General features: G+C 70.3%; 19 protein-coding genes. 12 read left to right on the top strand and 7 right to left on the bottom strand.

All coding sequences use genetic code 11. The annotated features are described in order from the left end of the window. Positions 1-46: 46 nt before the first annotated feature. Complete coding sequence (locus tag QSK15_RS18325; RefSeq protein ID WP_285795385.1) at positions 47-964, bottom strand: expansin EXLX1 family cellulose-binding protein; 918 nt, start codon at positions 962-964, stop codon at positions 47-49. Positions 965-1,019: 55 nt separating this feature from the next. After that, a complete protein-coding gene (locus QSK15_RS18320; RefSeq protein ID WP_285795384.1) occupies positions 1,020-1,622 on the bottom strand; it encodes a TetR/AcrR family transcriptional regulator in 603 nt (200 codons plus the stop codon). Between the two features lie 121 nt (positions 1,623-1,743). On the opposite strand from QSK15_RS18320, the gene QSK15_RS18315 reads away from it, so the two are divergent. After that, positions 1,744-2,592, top strand: a complete 849-nt coding sequence (locus tag QSK15_RS18315) for an SDR family oxidoreductase (RefSeq protein WP_285795383.1) — start codon at positions 1,744-1,746, stop codon at positions 2,590-2,592. Between the two features lie 54 nt (positions 2,593-2,646). Here QSK15_RS18315 and QSK15_RS18310 read toward each other — a convergent pair whose 3' ends face one another. Then, the gene (locus QSK15_RS18310; RefSeq protein WP_285795382.1) at positions 2,647-3,267 is read right to left on the bottom strand and encodes a TetR/AcrR family transcriptional regulator; all 621 of its coding nucleotides are present in this window, start codon (positions 3,265-3,267) and stop codon (positions 2,647-2,649) included. A 145-nt stretch (positions 3,268-3,412) separates the two neighbouring features. On the opposite strand from QSK15_RS18310, the gene QSK15_RS18305 reads away from it, so the two are divergent. From QSK15_RS18305 to QSK15_RS18290, 4 genes are all read left to right on the top strand, one after another. Further along, positions 3,413-4,192: a glucose 1-dehydrogenase gene (locus QSK15_RS18305; protein WP_285795381.1), complete on the top strand. Its 780-nt coding sequence runs from the start codon at positions 3,413-3,415 to the stop codon at positions 4,190-4,192. An 11-nt stretch (positions 4,193-4,203) separates the two neighbouring features. Next, the gene (locus QSK15_RS18300) at positions 4,204-4,680 is read left to right on the top strand and encodes a nitroreductase/quinone reductase family protein (RefSeq protein WP_285795380.1); all 477 of its coding nucleotides are present in this window, start codon (positions 4,204-4,206) and stop codon (positions 4,678-4,680) included. A 151-nt stretch (positions 4,681-4,831) separates the two neighbouring features. Beyond that, positions 4,832-6,058, top strand: coding sequence for an epoxide hydrolase family protein (locus QSK15_RS18295; protein WP_285795379.1), 1,227 nt, complete (start codon positions 4,832-4,834; stop codon positions 6,056-6,058). After that, complete coding sequence (locus QSK15_RS18290; RefSeq protein WP_285795378.1) at positions 6,059-7,000, top strand: redoxin domain-containing protein; 942 nt, start codon at positions 6,059-6,061, stop codon at positions 6,998-7,000. It abuts the gene before it with no gap. On the opposite strand, the gene QSK15_RS18285 is transcribed toward QSK15_RS18290, so the two are convergent. Then, positions 6,987-7,871, bottom strand: coding sequence for a transglutaminase domain-containing protein (locus QSK15_RS18285; protein WP_285795377.1), 885 nt, complete (start codon positions 7,869-7,871; stop codon positions 6,987-6,989). The genes QSK15_RS18290 and QSK15_RS18285 overlap by 14 nt on opposite strands. A 66-nt stretch (positions 7,872-7,937) precedes the next feature. On the opposite strand from QSK15_RS18285, the gene QSK15_RS18280 reads away from it, so the two are divergent. Then, positions 7,938-8,537, top strand: coding sequence for a GNAT family N-acetyltransferase (locus QSK15_RS18280; RefSeq protein WP_285795376.1), 600 nt, complete (start codon positions 7,938-7,940; stop codon positions 8,535-8,537). Between the two features lie 25 nt (positions 8,538-8,562). Beyond that, entirely contained in the window at positions 8,563-9,462 is a 900-nt protein-coding gene (locus tag QSK15_RS18275) for a hypothetical protein (protein ID WP_285795375.1), read from the top strand. 123 nt (positions 9,463-9,585) lie between these two features. Here QSK15_RS18275 and QSK15_RS18270 read toward each other — a convergent pair whose 3' ends face one another. Next, positions 9,586-10,176 (bottom strand): GrpB family protein, encoded by a 591-nt coding sequence (locus QSK15_RS18270; RefSeq protein ID WP_285795374.1) that lies wholly within the window; start codon positions 10,174-10,176, stop codon positions 9,586-9,588. 173 nt (positions 10,177-10,349) lie between these two features. On the opposite strand from QSK15_RS18270, the gene QSK15_RS18265 reads away from it, so the two are divergent. Genes QSK15_RS18265 through QSK15_RS18255 form a run of 3 tightly spaced genes read left to right on the top strand, consistent with a single transcriptional unit; the run spans position 10,350 to position 12,674 of the window. Next, on the top strand, positions 10,350-10,682 hold the full coding sequence (locus QSK15_RS18265) for a PadR family transcriptional regulator (RefSeq protein ID WP_285795373.1): 333 nt from the start codon (positions 10,350-10,352) through the stop codon (positions 10,680-10,682). Beyond that, entirely contained in the window at positions 10,676-11,686 is a 1,011-nt protein-coding gene (locus QSK15_RS18260) for a hypothetical protein (protein ID WP_285795372.1), read from the top strand. Before QSK15_RS18265 ends, QSK15_RS18260 begins: the two co-directional genes overlap by 7 nt. A gap of 31 nt (positions 11,687-11,717) precedes the next feature. Next, positions 11,718-12,674 (top strand): hypothetical protein, encoded by a 957-nt coding sequence (locus QSK15_RS18255; RefSeq protein WP_285795371.1) that lies wholly within the window; start codon positions 11,718-11,720, stop codon positions 12,672-12,674. Positions 12,675-12,677: 3 nt separating this feature from the next. Here QSK15_RS18255 and QSK15_RS18250 read toward each other — a convergent pair whose 3' ends face one another. Both QSK15_RS18250 and QSK15_RS18245 read right to left on the bottom strand, forming a co-directional pair. Beyond that, complete coding sequence (locus QSK15_RS18250) at positions 12,678-13,175, bottom strand: NUDIX hydrolase (protein WP_285795370.1); 498 nt, start codon at positions 13,173-13,175, stop codon at positions 12,678-12,680. A gap of 60 nt (positions 13,176-13,235) precedes the next feature. Then, a complete protein-coding gene (locus QSK15_RS18245) occupies positions 13,236-14,336 on the bottom strand; it encodes a M48 family metallopeptidase (RefSeq protein ID WP_285795369.1) in 1,101 nt (366 codons plus the stop codon). A 340-nt stretch (positions 14,337-14,676) separates the two neighbouring features. On the opposite strand from QSK15_RS18245, the gene QSK15_RS18240 reads away from it, so the two are divergent. Together QSK15_RS18240 and QSK15_RS18235 are read left to right on the top strand one after the other, a co-directional pair. Continuing rightward, the gene (locus QSK15_RS18240; RefSeq protein WP_030330129.1) at positions 14,677-14,880 is read left to right on the top strand and encodes a hypothetical protein; all 204 of its coding nucleotides are present in this window, start codon (positions 14,677-14,679) and stop codon (positions 14,878-14,880) included. Between the two features lie 83 nt (positions 14,881-14,963). Then, on the top strand, positions 14,964-15,776 hold the full coding sequence (locus tag QSK15_RS18235) for a histone (RefSeq protein ID WP_352232186.1): 813 nt from the start codon (positions 14,964-14,966) through the stop codon (positions 15,774-15,776). The last annotated feature ends 4 nt before the right edge of the window (positions 15,777-15,780 follow it).

Below are 15,780 nucleotides of genomic sequence, written 5' to 3'. Positions count from 1 at the left end.
GATCCTGCGTGCGCGCAGGGACTGACGATCGTGTTCGGCAGGTCGGTCAGCAGCGAGAGGCGTCCAGCCCGGGGGCGTCGGCGAGCGCCTCGACTGTCGCCGTCGGCGCCACCGATTCCGTCGCGCTCGGCGAAGGCGCAGCGCTGGCGGTCGGCGAGGGCGTGGGGGAGTTGCTGGGTGTGGGGGAGGCGTTGGCGAGGGCGGCCGTGCTGCGCTGGACCTGCTTGGTGACCATCCGGATGGTGGTCGCGGTCGCCTGGCGTCCGTACACGTCGGTCACCCTGATGCTGTACGGCCCGGGGCCGATCCCGCCCTCGATGGTCCAGTGGTTGTCGCTCTGGCGGACGGCCTTGCGGAAGCCGCCGCTCGGCCCCTTCGCCTCGACCGAGCGCAGTGGGTTGCCGTGGTTGCCGACCTGCACCGCGAACCAGTACTGCGACGCGCCACCCTTCATCCGGAAGGTGAGCCCGCCGTCGAGCGGGGGGTTCACCACCGCCCGGTACGTCACGGGTGCGATGCCCTGCGACCGGTCGGCGATCCTGGTGAACGCCTCGGTGGAAAGGTCGATCTTGCTGGGTCCGCAGCCGCCGCACCGGTCCATCACCATGACCCGGACCGTGCCCTTCGGACCGCTCACCTCCAGGTAGCTGCCGCAGGCCGCCGATCCGGAGTACTGGGCTGCGCCGAGGGCCACGTAGAGCCGGTCCGCCGGCGGGCCCGGGAAGGAGCAGTTGCCGCCCGAGCGGCCCGCGTCGTAGAAGCTGGCCTTGCCCTTGTGGACGGCGTTGCCGGTCGGCGGCGCGGCGCAGGCCGGGGTGGCGCCGCCGCGTACGGCGAGGGTGATGCCGAGGACGGCGGCCAGGGTGGCCACCCCGGCACCGGCCAACCAGTGTCTGACCCGCCGACTCACCCGGGGCGTGCGGGCCGGAATGTCGTTGTCCGGGGCCGTGCCTGGTGCCGTCACGGCGCCTGATGTTGCCGCACCGTGCTGCGGCAGCGCAAAGTCGTCCCACCGGTCGTCACTCGTCGGATCGGCGCGGCCGCAGTCCGTTGAGGGCGGTGCTGACGACGAGGTCGGCGTACTCGGCGGTGAGCGGGCCGCTGTGGTGCAGCCAGCGGGCGAGCACCGGACCCCAGATCAGGTCCACCGCCACGTCGAGGTCGACGTCGTCGGCGATCTGGCCCGCCCGCTGGGCGCTGCGCAGGCGCTGCCGCTTGGCCTCCTTCAACGGCCCGTCCAACCGTTCGGCGTACGCCGCGGCCAGCTCGGGGTCGAGCGCGATCTCGGTGGCCAGCGCCCGCATCGGTTGCTCGTAGCGGGGGTCGTTCATCTCCTCGACCGTCGCGCGCAGCACCACTGTCAGGTCCGCCGCCAGGTCGCCGGTGTCCGGCAGCGTCGGCGGCCCACCCTCGGTGGCCTCACTGAGCATGAGGAAGGCGTCGAAGATGACCGCGCCCTTCGACGGCCACCAGCGGTAGATGGTCTGTTTGCCGACGCCGGCCCGCGCGGCGATGCCCTCGATGCTGAGCTTCGCGTACCCCGTCTCCTGGAGCAGGTCGAAGGCCGCGGTGAGGATGGCGCGGCGCGAGGTCTCGCGTCGGCGGGCCGTGTTGGGCGTCATGGGGCACACGATAGCAACGACGAGACGGACCGTCTCGTCTTGACGTGGTGTCGCCGGGGGTCTAGCCTTCTGGCATAACGAGACGGACCGTCTCGTCTCGCCAAGAGGAAAGAGGCTCCGCATGCGCACCCCGTCCGACGCCGCCCCGCGCACCTGGTTCATCACCGGCGCCAGCCGCGGCCTGGGCCGCGCCTTCGCCGACGCCGCGCTCGACCGCGGCGACCGGGTGGTCGCCGCCGCCCGGACCATCGCTCACAGCGACTTCGACGAGAAGTACGCCGACCGGCTGCTGGCCCTGACCCTCGACGTCACCGACCGCGCGGCCGTGATCGCGGCCGTGGGCACCGCCGTCGAGCACTTCGGCCGGCTCGACATCGTCGTCAACAACGCCGGCACCCTGTCCATGGGCATGATCGAGGAGTTCACCGAGGCCGAGGCGCGCGCCCAGTTCGAGGTCAACCTCTTCGGCGCGCTCTGGGTCAGCCAGGCCGTGCTGCCACACCTGCGCGCCCAACGGTCCGGCCACATCGTGCAGGTCTCCAGCATCGCCGCGCTCGGCGGCTTCCCCAGCACCGGCCTGTACAGCGCGAGCAAGTTCGCCCTGGAGGGGATGAGTGAGGCGCTGGCGATGGAGGCGGCGGCCTTCGACATCACCGTCAGCATCGTGCAGCCGGGCGGCTACTGGACCGACCTCTACACCAGCGTGCGCGCCACCACCCCGATGGACGCCTACGCGCCACTGCGCGCCGAGTTGGAACGCCAGTGGGCGGAAGGCTCGATCGACAGCGAACCCCGGCTGGCCGCCGAGGCGTTGCTGCGGCTGGTCGACAGCGACGACCCGCCGCTGCGGCTCCTGCTCGGCAGCATGGTGTACGACCTGGCGTTCGACATCTCCCGTCGGCGGATGGACACCTGGGCGGGTTGGGAGCAGGTCAGTCGCGCCGCCGAAAAAGCCGTCGAGCGCCCGTGACCGGCGCACCCGGAGCTCCTGCCGGGCGTCGGTGCGGTGCGCGGAGGTCTCTGGTCACGTCGTGGCGTACCGGGCGGCGGTGGTGCGGACGGCCTCGTCGACCACCTGGGCGGTGCGTTCGGCGCTCACCTCCCAGCCCGGCACCAGCAGTGTCGGCCAGAAGACGTAGTTGGAGATCATGCCCAGGAACTGGGTGGCAGCGAGTTCCACGTCCTCGACCCGCACCGTTCCCGCCTCGTGCTCCGCCAGGAGATAGCTGCGGACGGACTCGAAGTAGGGCATCTTCCCGCGCGAGAACTGCGCGTGGGCCAGCTCCGGGAACCGCGGCAGCTCGGCGATGACGATCCTGAACAGGTCGGTCATCTGGGCGCGGCCCAGCAACGCGGCGTAACGGCGACCGATGATGCTCAGCCCGTCGACGACGTTGCCCGTGGGCGGAGGGTCCTCCTCGTCGGCGGTCGACCAGGACTCGGTCACGATGGCGTCGAACAGCGCGGCCTTGCTCGGGAACTGCTTGAACAGGGTGGCCCGCGAAACTCCTGAGCGCTCGGCGATCCGCGCCAGCGACGTCCGGTCGTAGCCCAACTCGAGAAACAGCGCGGTCGCGGCCGTCACGATCAGCGCGCGCTTCTCCTGGGCGACGCGCTGGTGGTACGTCGTCAAGACCCTGCTCATGGGCCGAGCATACGAGGTGAGTGGCTTGACTCGCCTCTTCCGTCGACCTAGTGTCGGGGGAGAGGTGAGTCGACCGGCTCACCACTGGCCGCCCGTTCATCACCGATGACCCCGGTCAGCCACCCTCGTACCGAAGGAACATCTGATGCCCCGCTTCGACAACCAGACCGTGCTCGTGACCGGTGGGACCGGCGGCCAGGGCGCGAGCCACGTACGCGCCTTTCACGCCGAGGGAGCGAACGTGGTGATCGGCGACATCGACGCGGAACGCGGCGCCGCTCTCGCCGACGAACTCGGGACCCGCGCTCGCTTCGCCCGTCTCGACGTGACCGACGAGAGCTCGTGGTCCGACGCTGTGCTGGCCGCCGAGAGCGCCTTCGGCGCCCTGAACGTCCTCGTCAACAACGCGGGCGTGCAGAATCCGCCGGCAACGATCGACAACACGGAGCAGGCCACCTGGTCGCGCATCCTCGACATCAACCTCACCGGGACCTTCCTCGGCATCAAGGTCGCCACCCCCGCGCTGCGCCGGGCGGCAGGGGGAGCCATCGTCAACATCGCCTCGACCATGGGCCTGGGCGGCACGGCTCACTACGCGCCGTACGTCGCCAGCAAGTGGGCCGTACGAGGCCTCACCCAAACGGCAGCACTTGAGCTGGGCCGCGACCACATCCGGGTGAACACCATCCACCCCGGCGTGATATCGACCTCCTTCATCCACGAACCAGCAGCCGGCGCGGTCGCGGCGATCGCCGACTTCTACTCACCCGAGCCGTTCGCGATCCCCCGGCTCGGGGAGCCGACCGACGTCAGCCGTCTGCTCCTGTTCCTCGCGTCATCGGACGCGTCGTTCATCACGGGGTCGGAGTACGTCATCGACGGTGGACTCCTCCTCGGCCCCGCCCTTCAGGCCGCGACCGCATGAGCACTCCAGGCATGACCCCGTCGGACTTGTCTTTGTCCCACCTGCCCGACCACATCCGACGAGCCATCGAGATCACCCCCGCTGCGGGCACCAGAGAACGGATCATCGACATCACGACGCTGGGGCGCCGCACCGGCCGGGCGCGTCGCATCGAGATCTTCTTCTACCGGGCTGCGGGCACCACCTACCTGTGTAGCGGAGCCGGCGGTGGCGCTACCGACTGGCACGCGAACCTTCTCGCCAATCCCGACTTCACCTTCCACCTCAAGAACGGGGTACGTGCGGATCTGCCCGCACGGGCCACGCCTGTCACCGACCCGGCTGAACGTCAGGCAGTGCTCGCGGAGATCGTGGCGGATCTCAACCAGCCCCACGACCCCGGCACCATCCGGCCGACGCGGCTCGAAGACTGGGCCGACAGTCGGCTGATGCGCATCAGCTTCCCGATGGCCGGTGTGTCGACCGATGTCCGGAAGGCAACCGAGTAAGTGTCGACTTCGCCGACCATCGTGGTCGGCCGACACTAGGCTCCGAAATAAGGCGGCGGCGTGCCCAATGGTTGGCACCTGAGTCCGGGCAGAGCCTGCACCCGATGCTTTCTCCTCGCGAGGCGTAAACCTAGACGGAGAGGAAACACGCATGGCTGTCAAAACCAAGACCCGTCCGGGCACCACGGAGATTCGGCCGTTCTCGGTCGACATTCCCCAGGCCGACCTTGACGACCTGAAAAGGCGCATCAAGGCGACCCGCTGGCCGGACAAGGAAACGGTGGACGACCAGTCGCAGGGCGTGCCACTCGCGACGATCCAGGCCGTCGCCCGCTACTGGGAGAAGGAGTACGACTGGCGCAAGGTCGAGGCGCGACTGAATTCCGTACCGCAGTTCATGACCACCATCGACGGGGTGGACATCCACTTCATCCACGTGCGCTCAAAGCACGAGGACGCGCTGCCGCTCATCGTCACCCACGGGTGGCCCGGGTCCATCATCGAGCAGATGAAGATCATCGAGCCGCTCACCGATCCCACGGCGCACGGGGCAAGCGCGTCGGACGCCTTCCACCTGGTGATCCCATCGTTGCCCGGCCACGGTTTCTCCGGCAAGCCGACCGAGTCGGGATGGAACCCGCAGAAGATCGCGACCGCCTGGACCGAGCTGATGAAACGTCTCGGCTACGACCGGTTCGTCGCGCAGGGCGGCGACTGGGGCGCGGTCATCGTCGACCAGATGGGCCTCCAGGCGCCTCCGGAACTGCTCGGCATCCACACCAACATGCCCGGTGCGATCCCACCCGAGATCGACCTGTTGTTCCAGGGCGACACCACCGGCGCGAACAACGCCATGGGTTCACTGCCATCAGGGCTCTCCGACGACGAGATGCGTGCCGCCGAGGAAGCCAACTACGTCTGGAAGCACGTCGCGTACGCCCTCATGATGGCGACACGTCCGCAGACGCTGACCGGGCTGGCGGATTCCCCGGTCGGCCTGGCGTCCTTCCTGCTCGATCACGACGCGAAGAGCCTGGCCCTGATCGCGCAGGTCTTCGACGGAGCGAAAGCGGGCCTGACCCGCGACGACATTCTGGACAACATCTCGCTCTACTGGTTGACGAACACCGCGGTCTCCGCGTCCCGGCTGTACGCGGAGAACAAGCTGTCGTTCTTCGCCGCCAAGGGCGTGAAGATCCCGGTCGCCGTGAGCGTCTTCCCCGACGAGTTGTACGAGGCGCCGCAGAGTTGGGCCGAGCAGGCGTACTCGAACCTCATCTACTACAACAGGCTCGACGTGGGCGGGCACTTCGCGGCCTGGGAACAGCCGAAGATCTTCTCCGAGGAGCTTCGCACCGCCTTCCGGTCGCTGCGTTAGATGGCCGTGCACCTGCCCCCGCTCGACGGGGCGGCCGAGTGGCTCAACTCCGAGCCACTCGGCCCCGCCGACCTGCGCGGCCGCGCCGTCCTGGTCAACTTCTGGACGTTGACCTGCATCAACTGGCTGCGCCAGGAGCCGTACGTGCGCGCCTGGTCTCAGGCGTACCGCGACGACGGGCTTGTCGTCGTCGGGGTGCACACGCCCGAGTTCGGATTCGAGCACGACGTCGACTGGGTGCGGCGGGCGGTCGCTGCCCGGTCCATCGACTACCCGGTGGCGGTCGACAACGACTACGTGATCTGGCGTGCCTTCGGCAACCACTACTGGCCGGCGCTCTACTTCGTGGACACCGACGGCGTCATCCGCGACGACCACTTCGGCGAGGGACGCTACGAGCAGTCCGAACGGGTGCTCCAGCAACTGCTCGGCATCGAGCGCGCACCCGTACCCGTCGAGGGGGTCGGCCCGGAGGCGGAGGCCGACTGGGCCAACCTGCGCACACCCGAGACGTACCTCGGTTTCAGCCGCGGTGAACACTTCGCGTCGCCGAACGAGCCCGCGCTGGACGAACGCCGCGCCTACCAGGTGCCGGAGAGCCTCGACCTCAACCAGTGGGCCCTGGCGGGGGAGTGGACGATCGGTTCGGAGAACGTCGTGCTCGACCGGGCCGGCGGCGGTGTCGCCGTCCGGTTCCACGCCCGCGACGCGCATCTCGTGCTGGCACCCGGGGCGGGACAGCCGATCCCGTTCCGGGTGCTGCTCGACGGCGCTGCCCCCGGCCCGTCGCACGGCGTCGACGTCGACGAGGGCGGCAACGGCGTCCTCCAGGACGGCCGCCTCTACCAGCTCGTCCGCCAGGACGACGCGATCCGTGAACGGACCCTGGAGATCACGTTCGGCGAGGCCGGGGCCGAGGCGTACGCCTTCACCTTCGGCTGACGCGCAACTCGACGGTGCTCACCGTGTCGGAGACCGGCGAGAAGCTGCGCACCCGAGCGCCGGGACGCAGCCGGCTGTCGGTGGCGTACCGGTCGGCCAACGCCTTCTCCGCGGCCTCGTCGCCGTCGTCCGCCTGAAGCAGCAGCGCGGCGATCTCGTCGGCGAGCGTGAGGTCGGCGTCGGCGAGGTCGTCGGTCATCGCCCCGAAGCTGTCCCACAGCAGCAACTCGTCCTTCTGCCGGTGGGCCAGCTCGTGCAGGACGTAGTCGTAGATGAACCACGCGCCGTGGGCCGGCAGGTCGGGAGCCACACCGTAGACGTCGGGATCGATCGTCCCGGCCCGGTACGCCGACCACACCCGCGCCGCCGAGTCGAAGAGCCCCGCCCTCGGGTCGATGTCGTAGCCGTCGAACTGCCAGTCGCCGGCCGGGTCGAGCTCCGGGTCCACCCAGACCCAGCGGTGACCGTCCCAGTACTCGACCAGGACATGATCGTGATGCCAGCCTGGGGTGAAGTAGGAGGCGAAGCCGACCCGGCTGCGGCTGGGAATGCCGTGTTGGCGCAGGATCGCGACCGACAGCAGTGTGTGGTCCCGACAGCAGCCGGCCACCCGTTCGGCTGCCGGGCGTGCGCTCGTGAGGGGCAGCGGAAATCGGGACTGGTCGGTGTCGAGGATGCGGTCCACCCAGCGGTGATTCACCTCCTCCAGCCGGTCGTCGGGCAGCTCCACGCCGCCGACCCGGTAGTGGACGATCACGTTGCGAACGGTCGCTGCCACGGTGGGGATGTCGGTCGCCACGGCGTCGAGGAGCCCGCGGTGCCGGCCGGGGGCGCTGTAGGGGGAGTGGCTCCGGTAGTCGTCGAGGTCCATGGGAGCAGTCTCCGGCCCGCCACCGTGTCAGGGTCAAGGCGCATTTTCCGGCTAGTGTCGACTGCTGTGACAACGCCCGAGATCACCATCGCCACCCCAGCCCACCGCGAAGCGGTGGTCGGTTCGCTGGTCGCCGCGTTCGTCAAGGACCCCGTGCTGCGGTTCCTGTTCCCCGACGAGGACACCTACCCGCGTTACGCCGCCGTCTTCTTCGGGCACCTCTTCGACAAGCGGGTGCACCGGTCGTCGATCTGGACGATCGGTGCCGGCGCGTCCGTCGCCATCTGGGAGCCGCCGGCGACCGGGCAGCCGAGCGCCGGGCCGGCCGCCGTGCCCGGGTCGCCGACGGAGGGTCCCTACCCGGCCGACGTGCTGGCCCGGGTCCAGGGCTACGACGACACGGTGCACGCGGCCCTGCCGACGTACCCGTTCTGGTACCTCGGTGTCCTGGGTACCCACCCCGACAGCGCCGGACGCGGTTGGGGTCGGGCCGTCATGCGGGTCGGGCTGGCTCGTGCCGCCGCCGAAGGCCTGCCGGCGATCCTGGAGACCAGCAACCCGGGTAACGTCGGGCTGTACCGCCGGGCCGGCTGGGAGGTGGTGGGCTCCCTGTCGGAGCCGGTGCCCACCTGGATCATGCAGCAACCGCCGCGCCGAACACGCTGATGGCGCGCCTCCTACGATCGACGGCGTGCACACCACCCCCGCCAGCCCCATCGACGTGCCGCAGGTCTTTCCGGCGGTTGCGCCCCTGGCCCGGACGACCGTCCGGTTGCATCCCCGCCCGGGTTCGCCGACCGCGGAGCAGAGCTCGGTAGGCGGCCCGCTGCTGTGGCCGGCCGACGAAGCCTGGCCGACCTGCGACGGGCCGGAGTCCGGCGACCACTACCGCGACTGTCCGGGTGAGCCGGCGGCACCGCTGGTGCCGGTGGCGCAGTTGCTGGCCGAGGACGTGCCCGAAGTGCCGTTCCCAGTGGGCACGGACGTGGTGCAGGTCCTATGGTGCCCATTTGACCATGACCCGTGGACGGCACCCCGCCCTGCACTGCGATGGCGTCGTCGCGCCGACATCGGCACCCGGCTTCGAGAAATGCCCGTACCGGATGTGGAGTCAGATCCGGCGTACGTCCCCAACCCGTGCGTGCTCGACCCGGAGCGCGTCACCGAGTACCCGGGCTGGGACCTCCCGGCTGCCGTCCGGCCGCAGATCGAGGCCACGATGAGCCAGGTCGCGCAGGAGACCGGTTGGGAGTACGAAACCGATCTGGCGGTCGCCTCGGGGATCAAGGTCGGCGGTTACCCCGGCTGGACCCAGTCTCCGGACTGGCCGGTCTGCGGGTGCGGATCCCCCATGGACCATCTGCTGACGGTTGCCAGCTGGGAGTTCAGCCGCGGTGACGAGAAGCGGTGGATTCCGGTAGAGGATCGTCCGGCGATGGCCGGTTGGGGATGGGACACCGACGACGATCACCCGTGGCGGGCGATCCAGAACCCGAGCGGCCTCATGCTGGGCGATGCCGGCGGGATCTACCTGTTCGTCTGCACCGCCTGCCCCACCCGGCCGTTCGACTACCGCTTCGACTGTTCCTGACGAATCCGGATGGTCGCTCGCAGGCTCACATCCCCGGCCTACGGCCGGATCTTGGACAGTTTCCGTTAGCTAGTAACGGAAACTGTCCAAGATCTGCGCGTGGCCGTCGGCGACACGAGGTCATCAGGCGGCGAAGATGCGCGCGTAGATCTCGTCGATGACGTCGTTCTTCGCCAGGCTGTAGTCGCGCGGCCGGTGTGCCGTGTCCCGCGCGAGGCGGCGCTTGGTCTCGGCGTACCGCGCCCGGTCGTCCGGATGCGAGCACAGCCAGTCGCGGAAGAGTCGGTGCCGGACCGGCTCGGGCGCACCCTGTGGCCAGACGTGCAGGTTGACGTCCTCGGCCGGGCCGACGAGCATCCGGTGCCCGTGCCACCAGGGCTCGCGCAGGACGAGCCGGTACCCGAGCCGCTCCAGCGCGGGGAGGTAGGCAGGCTCCGTCGCGGTGTCCTCGACGGTGAGGTCGACGTCGATGATTGGTTTGGCCGCCAGCCCCGGCACCGCCGTGGACCCCACGTGTTCCACACCGAGGGCCACGTCGCCCAGCGCTTCGACGATCGACGACCGGACGGCGACGAATCGCTGCGCCCAGGCCGGGTCGTACTCCTCGATGACGATGGACGCCCAGATCCGGGGTGGCTCGCCGACCAACCCGGCGTCGACCTGTTCGGGGGTGCCGTGGAAGCGGTGCACGACGTCCTGCGGATACTCGGCCACGTCAACCTCCTCAGGAGACAAAGTCCGCCAGACTACGTGACCGCCGCGCCGCTGGCCGCCCACGCGGTGGGCGAACTGACGGTGGCGACGCCACGATGATCGATGCGGCAGCACCCGACCGACACGCGGAGAAGGTGCTCCCACCCTATGTAGAGTTCCGATACAGTGGCCGGATGCGGATCACGATCCCGGTCGCGAAGGTGCTCGCGGCGCTGCTCGCCGAACCCGACGAGCAGCACTACGGGCTGGACCTGATGCGACTGACCGGCCTGCCCAGCGGCACCCTCTACCCGGTGCTGCACCGGCTGCAGGGGGCCGGCTGGCTGGCCGCCGACTGGGAGGTGATCGACCCCGCCACGGCCGGCCGGCCGGCTCGCCGCTACTACCGGCTGACCGCCGAAGGCGTGGCGCAGGCCCGACGGACGCTCGCCGAGCTGCGGGCCGCGATCCCCGACGGCCGTCCGTCCTGGGGTGGCACCGAACCCACCGGGGCGCCAGCGTGGTGACCCGCCGGGCCGCCGAGCTGCTGCTGGAGTTGGCCGCCCGGCGCTGGCCGGCCGAGGTCCGCGACGACCTGCGCCGTGAATGGGCCGCCGAGCTGCACGTGCTGGCCGAGAGTGGTCGTTGGACGACGATGGTCGGCTTCGCGGCGAGCCTCGCCGTCAGTCGCGCCGGTGCCCCGCTCGTCGACCGCACCCTCATGCGTGGTCGAACCGGCCGCACCGTCGCCGCGCTCCTGCTGTCCCCGATCGCCTGCGTCGGGATCGTGGCCGCCGGTGCGTTGGTGATGTTCCCGATCTACAACTGGTTGATGTTCCGGGCCGCTTGGGCGGAGCGGGCGCAGAAGCCGATCTGGACGACGGTCGTCATCGTGCTGGCGGTCGTGTTGGCGGTGTTCGCTGGCCGCTGGGCCCGGCACACCGCCCTCGCCAGTCCGTTGCGCATAGCGCTCGGCGTGGTCATCCCCGTCGGCGCGGCCGTCATCCTGTTCGTGCGCGTCACCAGTCCCGAGAGCCTGGCCGGTGCCGTACCCGGTCTGTTGCTCTGGTTGGCCGGCCTGACCCTCGCCCTGTGGGCCGCCGCGAGCCTCGCCGCCCGGGGTCGCCTCCGCGCCGCCTGGTGGGTGGGCGTCCTCGGCGCGCTCGTCGCCGCCGACCTCGCGGTGATCCTCCCCGTCGTCGACACCTACCCGGGCGGAATCGGTGCCGGGCCGGTGATCGAGGCCCGGGAACGCGTCGACCCGATCTCCGCGCCGCTGTGGCTCTTCGCCTGCTGGACGGACTGGAACTTCGGCCTGCCCCGGCCGATCCAGTGGGAGATCTTCCTGATCACCAACCGGGTGCTGGTGGAACCCATGCTCTACCTGGCGTGCATGCCGTACGCGCTCGCGTACACCATTCGGGCGGCCCGGTCCGCGCCCGCCGCTCTGGTGGCGACGCGCGGCGCCACCGGCTGGACGTCCACGTCGAGCCGAAAGCCCGACCCGGGCACCCGAGCGGCGAACGGGTGAGCGCCACGCGAGCAACCACCGGAGCGCCGACATGGTGACCCGTCGGATCGCCCAGCTGCTGCTGGGGCTGGCCGCGCGCCGCTGGCCGGCCGAGGTCCGCGACGACCTGCGCCGTGAATGGGCCGCCGAGCTGCATGTGCTCGCCGAGAGTGGTCGTTGGACGAGGATGGTCGGCTTCGCGGCGAGCCTCGCCGTCAGCCGAGCCGGCACCCCGCTCCTCGACCGTCGCCTGATGCATCAGCAGGCCCGGCGTACCGCCGCCGCCCTGCTCCTGGCCCCGCTCGCCTGCGCCGGAATCGTGGTCGTCAGCGCGCTGGCCATGGCGCAGGCCTACAACTGGCTGTCGATGCGGGTGAGCTGGTCGAGCGCGGTGCAGTTGCCGCTCTGGTCGACGCTGATCCTCGGCCTCGCGGTGCTGTTGGCGAAGTACGCGGCACGGTCGGCCCGGCACACCGCTCTGCACGGGCCGCTGCGCATCGCGCTCGGCGTGGTGCTCCCCGTCGGTGTGGCCGCACTCGGGCTCATGTCCGTCCTCAACGGCAGTGTCTTCGGCAGCTTCGTGCCCGGTCTGCTGCTCTGGTCGGCGGGCCTGACGCTGGCCCTCTGGGCCGCGGCGAGCCTCGCCGCCCGGGGTCGTCTCCGCGCCGCCTGGTGGGTGGGCATCCTCGGCGCGCTCGTCGCCGCCGACCTGGCCGTGATCCTCTTTGTGATCCAGACCATTCCGGGGCCTGGCACCGTTGCGGCCGACGCGATGACAGCGGACAGCGTCGACCGGATCTCCGCGCCGTTGTGGCTCTTTGCCTGCTGGACCGACTGGAACTTCGGCCTGCCCCGCCCCACGTCGTGGGAGATCTTCCTGATCACCGACCACTTGTTGCTGGAGCCGATGTTCTATTTGGCGTGCATGCCGTACGCGCTCGCGTACACCATCCGGGCGGCCCGGTCCGCGCCCGCCGTGCCCATCGCCCTGTTGCCGACCCCGGTGTGAACCTCAGTCGGGCACGTCGTCCCATGCCGTGCCCGGCTCCAGGTAACCGGCCAACCGGTTCTCCCGCAGCGCGTACGCGATGACCAGCAGGGCGTGCTTGTCCAGTTCGGGCAGCCGGTCCAACGGGAACCACCGCACGTCCAGCGACTCGTCGTCGTTGACCCGGGCGGTGCCGGCCACCAGCCGGCACAGGAACCCCAGGTTGAGGTATTCGCACCGGTCCCCGTTCGGGTACGTGTGCGGGTGCGACACGGCGCTGGACATCCGCACCGGCGCGACGTCCAGCCCCGTCTCCTCACGCACCTCGCGGACCAGCGCGGTGGCCGGCTGCTCGCCCGGCTCGACGAAACCGCTGATCACCGACCAGCGCCCGTCGTCGGCGCGCTGTCCGAGCAGCAGCTCACCGTCGTCGTTGCGGATCACCGCACTGACGCTCGGCAGCCAGAGCAGGTCGTGGCCGACGTGCTTGCGCATGCCCACGATGTAGTCCGGAATCGCCATTCGGCGATCATAGGCCGCGACGGCTCTGGCCAACGCCGTCGCGCGGGCGCTCGTCGGGCGTCAGCCCGACCAGCTGACGGTACGGCGGAAGCGGTCGTACTCCCTGCCAAGTTCAGCGTCGATCCGTTCCATGCGGGCCTCGCTGAGCGTCACCGAGGGGTCCTGCCACGCGCGACCGGCGAGCATCTGGCGCCGCAGTCCGGTCGGCGGATGAGCGGCGAACAGCGACGCCCCGTCGCGGACCGACAATTGCCGCAGCAGCGGTAGTTGGTCGGCCCTGGTTACCCGGGACTCGGCCAGGGCGGCACGCCACCGGTCCGGGCCGTGTCCCGCTCGGGTATCCCGACGCACTGCCAGCTCCAGCGACTCGGTGGTGAGCAGGATGTCGAGGAATTCGGTAGCGGCGGTCGTGCCGGCCGCCCGGCCGGCGAGATCGTCCGCGAGGTATTCGGCGCGCTGGCTGTCCCGCAACGCCACCGCCGCGAGCAGTAGGTACGTGGCGAAGAGCACCCGCGACACCACCCACTGGAACGCGCGGCCCAGCGCGTCGCCCAGCATCTCCACTAGCCCGGCCCCGACGTTTGTCCGCACCGGCCGGAACAGGTCGGCGGCCGAGCCGAGCATGGTGAACACGGGCTGGGTGAGCAGCCCTCGGCGTGGGTCATTGTTGACGAAGTGACCGAGTTCGTGGCCGAGCAGCGCCACCCGGCTACCGGCGGGGAGCGAACCCCAGAGCGGAAGCCCCAGGCAGAGCACCTTTCGCCGCCGCAATCCGACAGTGCCCGCGTACGCGTTGATGGCGCTGTCCACGCCCACCACGTCCGGCAGCGGCGCCCCGACAGCCGTGGCCACCTCGTCAATCAGGCCGAACAACTCCGGTGCCTGATCGCGGTCGAGCACCTCCAGTTCCGGGTCGAGGCGACCGAATCGAGGCCGCAACGCGATCGCGAGACCGACCATCGCCACACCCGGCACGACCGCCAGGTTGGGAAATGGGAACGCCACGATCAGCCATCCGCCGACCACCGCGAGCGCGATCACCGCCGCGATCAGTAGCAGTGACGCTGCCGCGGTGAGCGTCCGAGCGGTTCCGGAGCCGCTTGTGCCCAGCGGTCGCCCGACCAGTTGGGTGAACTGCTGCCTGGTGGCCCGGAATGCCATCCGGTAGGTCCACCGGTCGATCCACCTCCACCCGAACTCGCGTCGGCGTCGTGCCGGGTCGTAAGCGTCCAGATTCCACTCGCAGCCGGGACACCATGGCACCGCATCTCTTACCGACGCCGTTGTCGACCCACACCCCGGGCACGCCCCCGTGCTGGTCACCGTATTGATCACGAACGCAGATCATTCCCCAGGCCGGCTTCGTGCAGGAACCGGCTGTTCGTCCGACCTCTTTTCCGTGTTTCGGCCCGACAAAGCCGATGCATATCTACTGTGGAGATCGTCGGCGACTTGTGCGATCCGGTGGCGGCCGGCCGGTTCGCGGTGCACAGTGATTCCCATGAGCGACAGCGAACGTGGTGGGCAGTTCTACTGGTGCACCCGACATCACCGGGTCGAGACGGACGCCAACGTGTGTCCGGCGAAGCACGTTCTCGGGCCGTACGACTCGGCGGCCGACGCCGAGAACGCCCTGCAACGAGTGCAGGAGCGGAACGAGGCGTGGGATGCCGAGGACGCTCGTTGGGCCGGGGACGACAGATAGGCGGCGCGGGACGGCTCGCGCCGAGGCATTTCGTGCTCCGCGAGGACGCACGCGAGAGCACGTCCCCCGAGGAGGGAACCACGATGGCCGAAGCACAGCAGGCCACCAAGCGCCCGGCCGCCCGACGCACCACCGCGAAGAAGACCGCCGCGGCGGAGCGGAACACGGCGGCGAGCCGGACCACCCCCGTGCGCAAGTCCACCGTCGGTGCCGCGAAGGCACCGGCCCGGAAGGCCGCCGGTGCGGCAGGCCGCGCACCGGCCAAGAAGACCACCACGGCGGCGAAGAAGGCCCCCGCGAAGAAGGCCCCGGCGAAGCGGGCGACGACCAAGACCACCGCAGCGGCAAAGAAGGCGCCGGCGAAGACCGCTGCCGCCACCCGCAAGACGACCGCCACCGCCAAGCGCGCCCCGGCGTCGGCGGCGAAGAAGACCACCGCCGCCGCGAAGAAGACCACCGCGACGGCGAAGAAGACGGGGAGCGCGGCGAAGAAGACGACGGCCTCGGCGGCGAAGAAGACCACGGCCGTGAAGGCCCCGGCGCGCAAGACCACCACCGCGGCGAAGGCCCCGGCGCGCAAGGTCGCGACCAAGGCGTCCGCCGCCAAGAAGACAGCGGCGAAGAAGACGACAGCGGCGAAGAAGACCGCGTCCACCCGTCCCAGCGGCGGCGCGCGCAAAGCCCCGGCCAGGAAGGCCCCGGCCGCGAAGGCGACGGGCACCTCGTCGACCACCGCCCGCAAGGCGGCGGCGAAGAAGGCCCCGGCGAAGAAGACCGTCGCGGCCAAGGCCCCGGCGCGCAAGGTGACCGCCCGCAAGTCACCGGCCCGCCCGGTCGCCGCCCGGGCCACCGCTCCGAAGGGCGCCCGCTCCGCCGCCCGGAAGGCGACCGGCTGAGCAC

This window comes from Micromonospora sp. NBRC 107095 (assembly GCF_030269705.1).
GTDB classification, from domain to species: domain Bacteria; phylum Actinomycetota; class Actinomycetes; order Mycobacteriales; family Micromonosporaceae; genus Micromonospora; species Micromonospora parva.
This window is presented reverse-complemented; position numbering and strand designations above follow the sequence as displayed.

Bases quoted from the DNA above. Each gene is read 5' to 3' on its own strand.
- QSK15_RS18235 (WP_352232186.1), top strand. From the start codon at position 14,964: ATGGCCGAAGCACAGCAGGCCACCAAGCGCCCGGCCGCCCGACGCACC.
- QSK15_RS18295 (WP_285795379.1), top strand. From the start codon at position 4,832: ATGGCTGTCAAAACCAAGACCCGTCCGGGCACCACGGAGATTCGGCCG.
- QSK15_RS18315 (WP_285795383.1), top strand. From the start codon at position 1,744: ATGCGCACCCCGTCCGACGCCGCCCCGCGCACCTGGTTCATCACCGGC.
- QSK15_RS18285 (WP_285795377.1), bottom strand. From the start codon at position 7,871: ATGGACCTCGACGACTACCGGAGCCACTCCCCCTACAGCGCCCCCGGC.
- QSK15_RS18310 (WP_285795382.1), bottom strand. From the start codon at position 3,267: ATGAGCAGGGTCTTGACGACGTACCACCAGCGCGTCGCCCAGGAGAAG.
- QSK15_RS18265 (WP_285795373.1), top strand. From the start codon at position 10,350: ATGCGGATCACGATCCCGGTCGCGAAGGTGCTCGCGGCGCTGCTCGCC.
- QSK15_RS18290 (WP_285795378.1), top strand. From the start codon at position 6,059: ATGGCCGTGCACCTGCCCCCGCTCGACGGGGCGGCCGAGTGGCTCAAC.
- QSK15_RS18240 (WP_030330129.1), top strand. From the start codon at position 14,677: ATGAGCGACAGCGAACGTGGTGGGCAGTTCTACTGGTGCACCCGACAT.
- QSK15_RS18300 (WP_285795380.1), top strand. From the start codon at position 4,204: ATGACCCCGTCGGACTTGTCTTTGTCCCACCTGCCCGACCACATCCGA.
- QSK15_RS18305 (WP_285795381.1), top strand. From the start codon at position 3,413: ATGCCCCGCTTCGACAACCAGACCGTGCTCGTGACCGGTGGGACCGGC.
- QSK15_RS18255 (WP_285795371.1), top strand. From the start codon at position 11,718: ATGGTGACCCGTCGGATCGCCCAGCTGCTGCTGGGGCTGGCCGCGCGC.
- QSK15_RS18250 (WP_285795370.1), bottom strand. From the start codon at position 13,175: ATGGCGATTCCGGACTACATCGTGGGCATGCGCAAGCACGTCGGCCAC.
- QSK15_RS18245 (WP_285795369.1), bottom strand. From the start codon at position 14,336: ATGGCATTCCGGGCCACCAGGCAGCAGTTCACCCAACTGGTCGGGCGA.
- QSK15_RS18320 (WP_285795384.1), bottom strand. From the start codon at position 1,622: ATGACGCCCAACACGGCCCGCCGACGCGAGACCTCGCGCCGCGCCATC.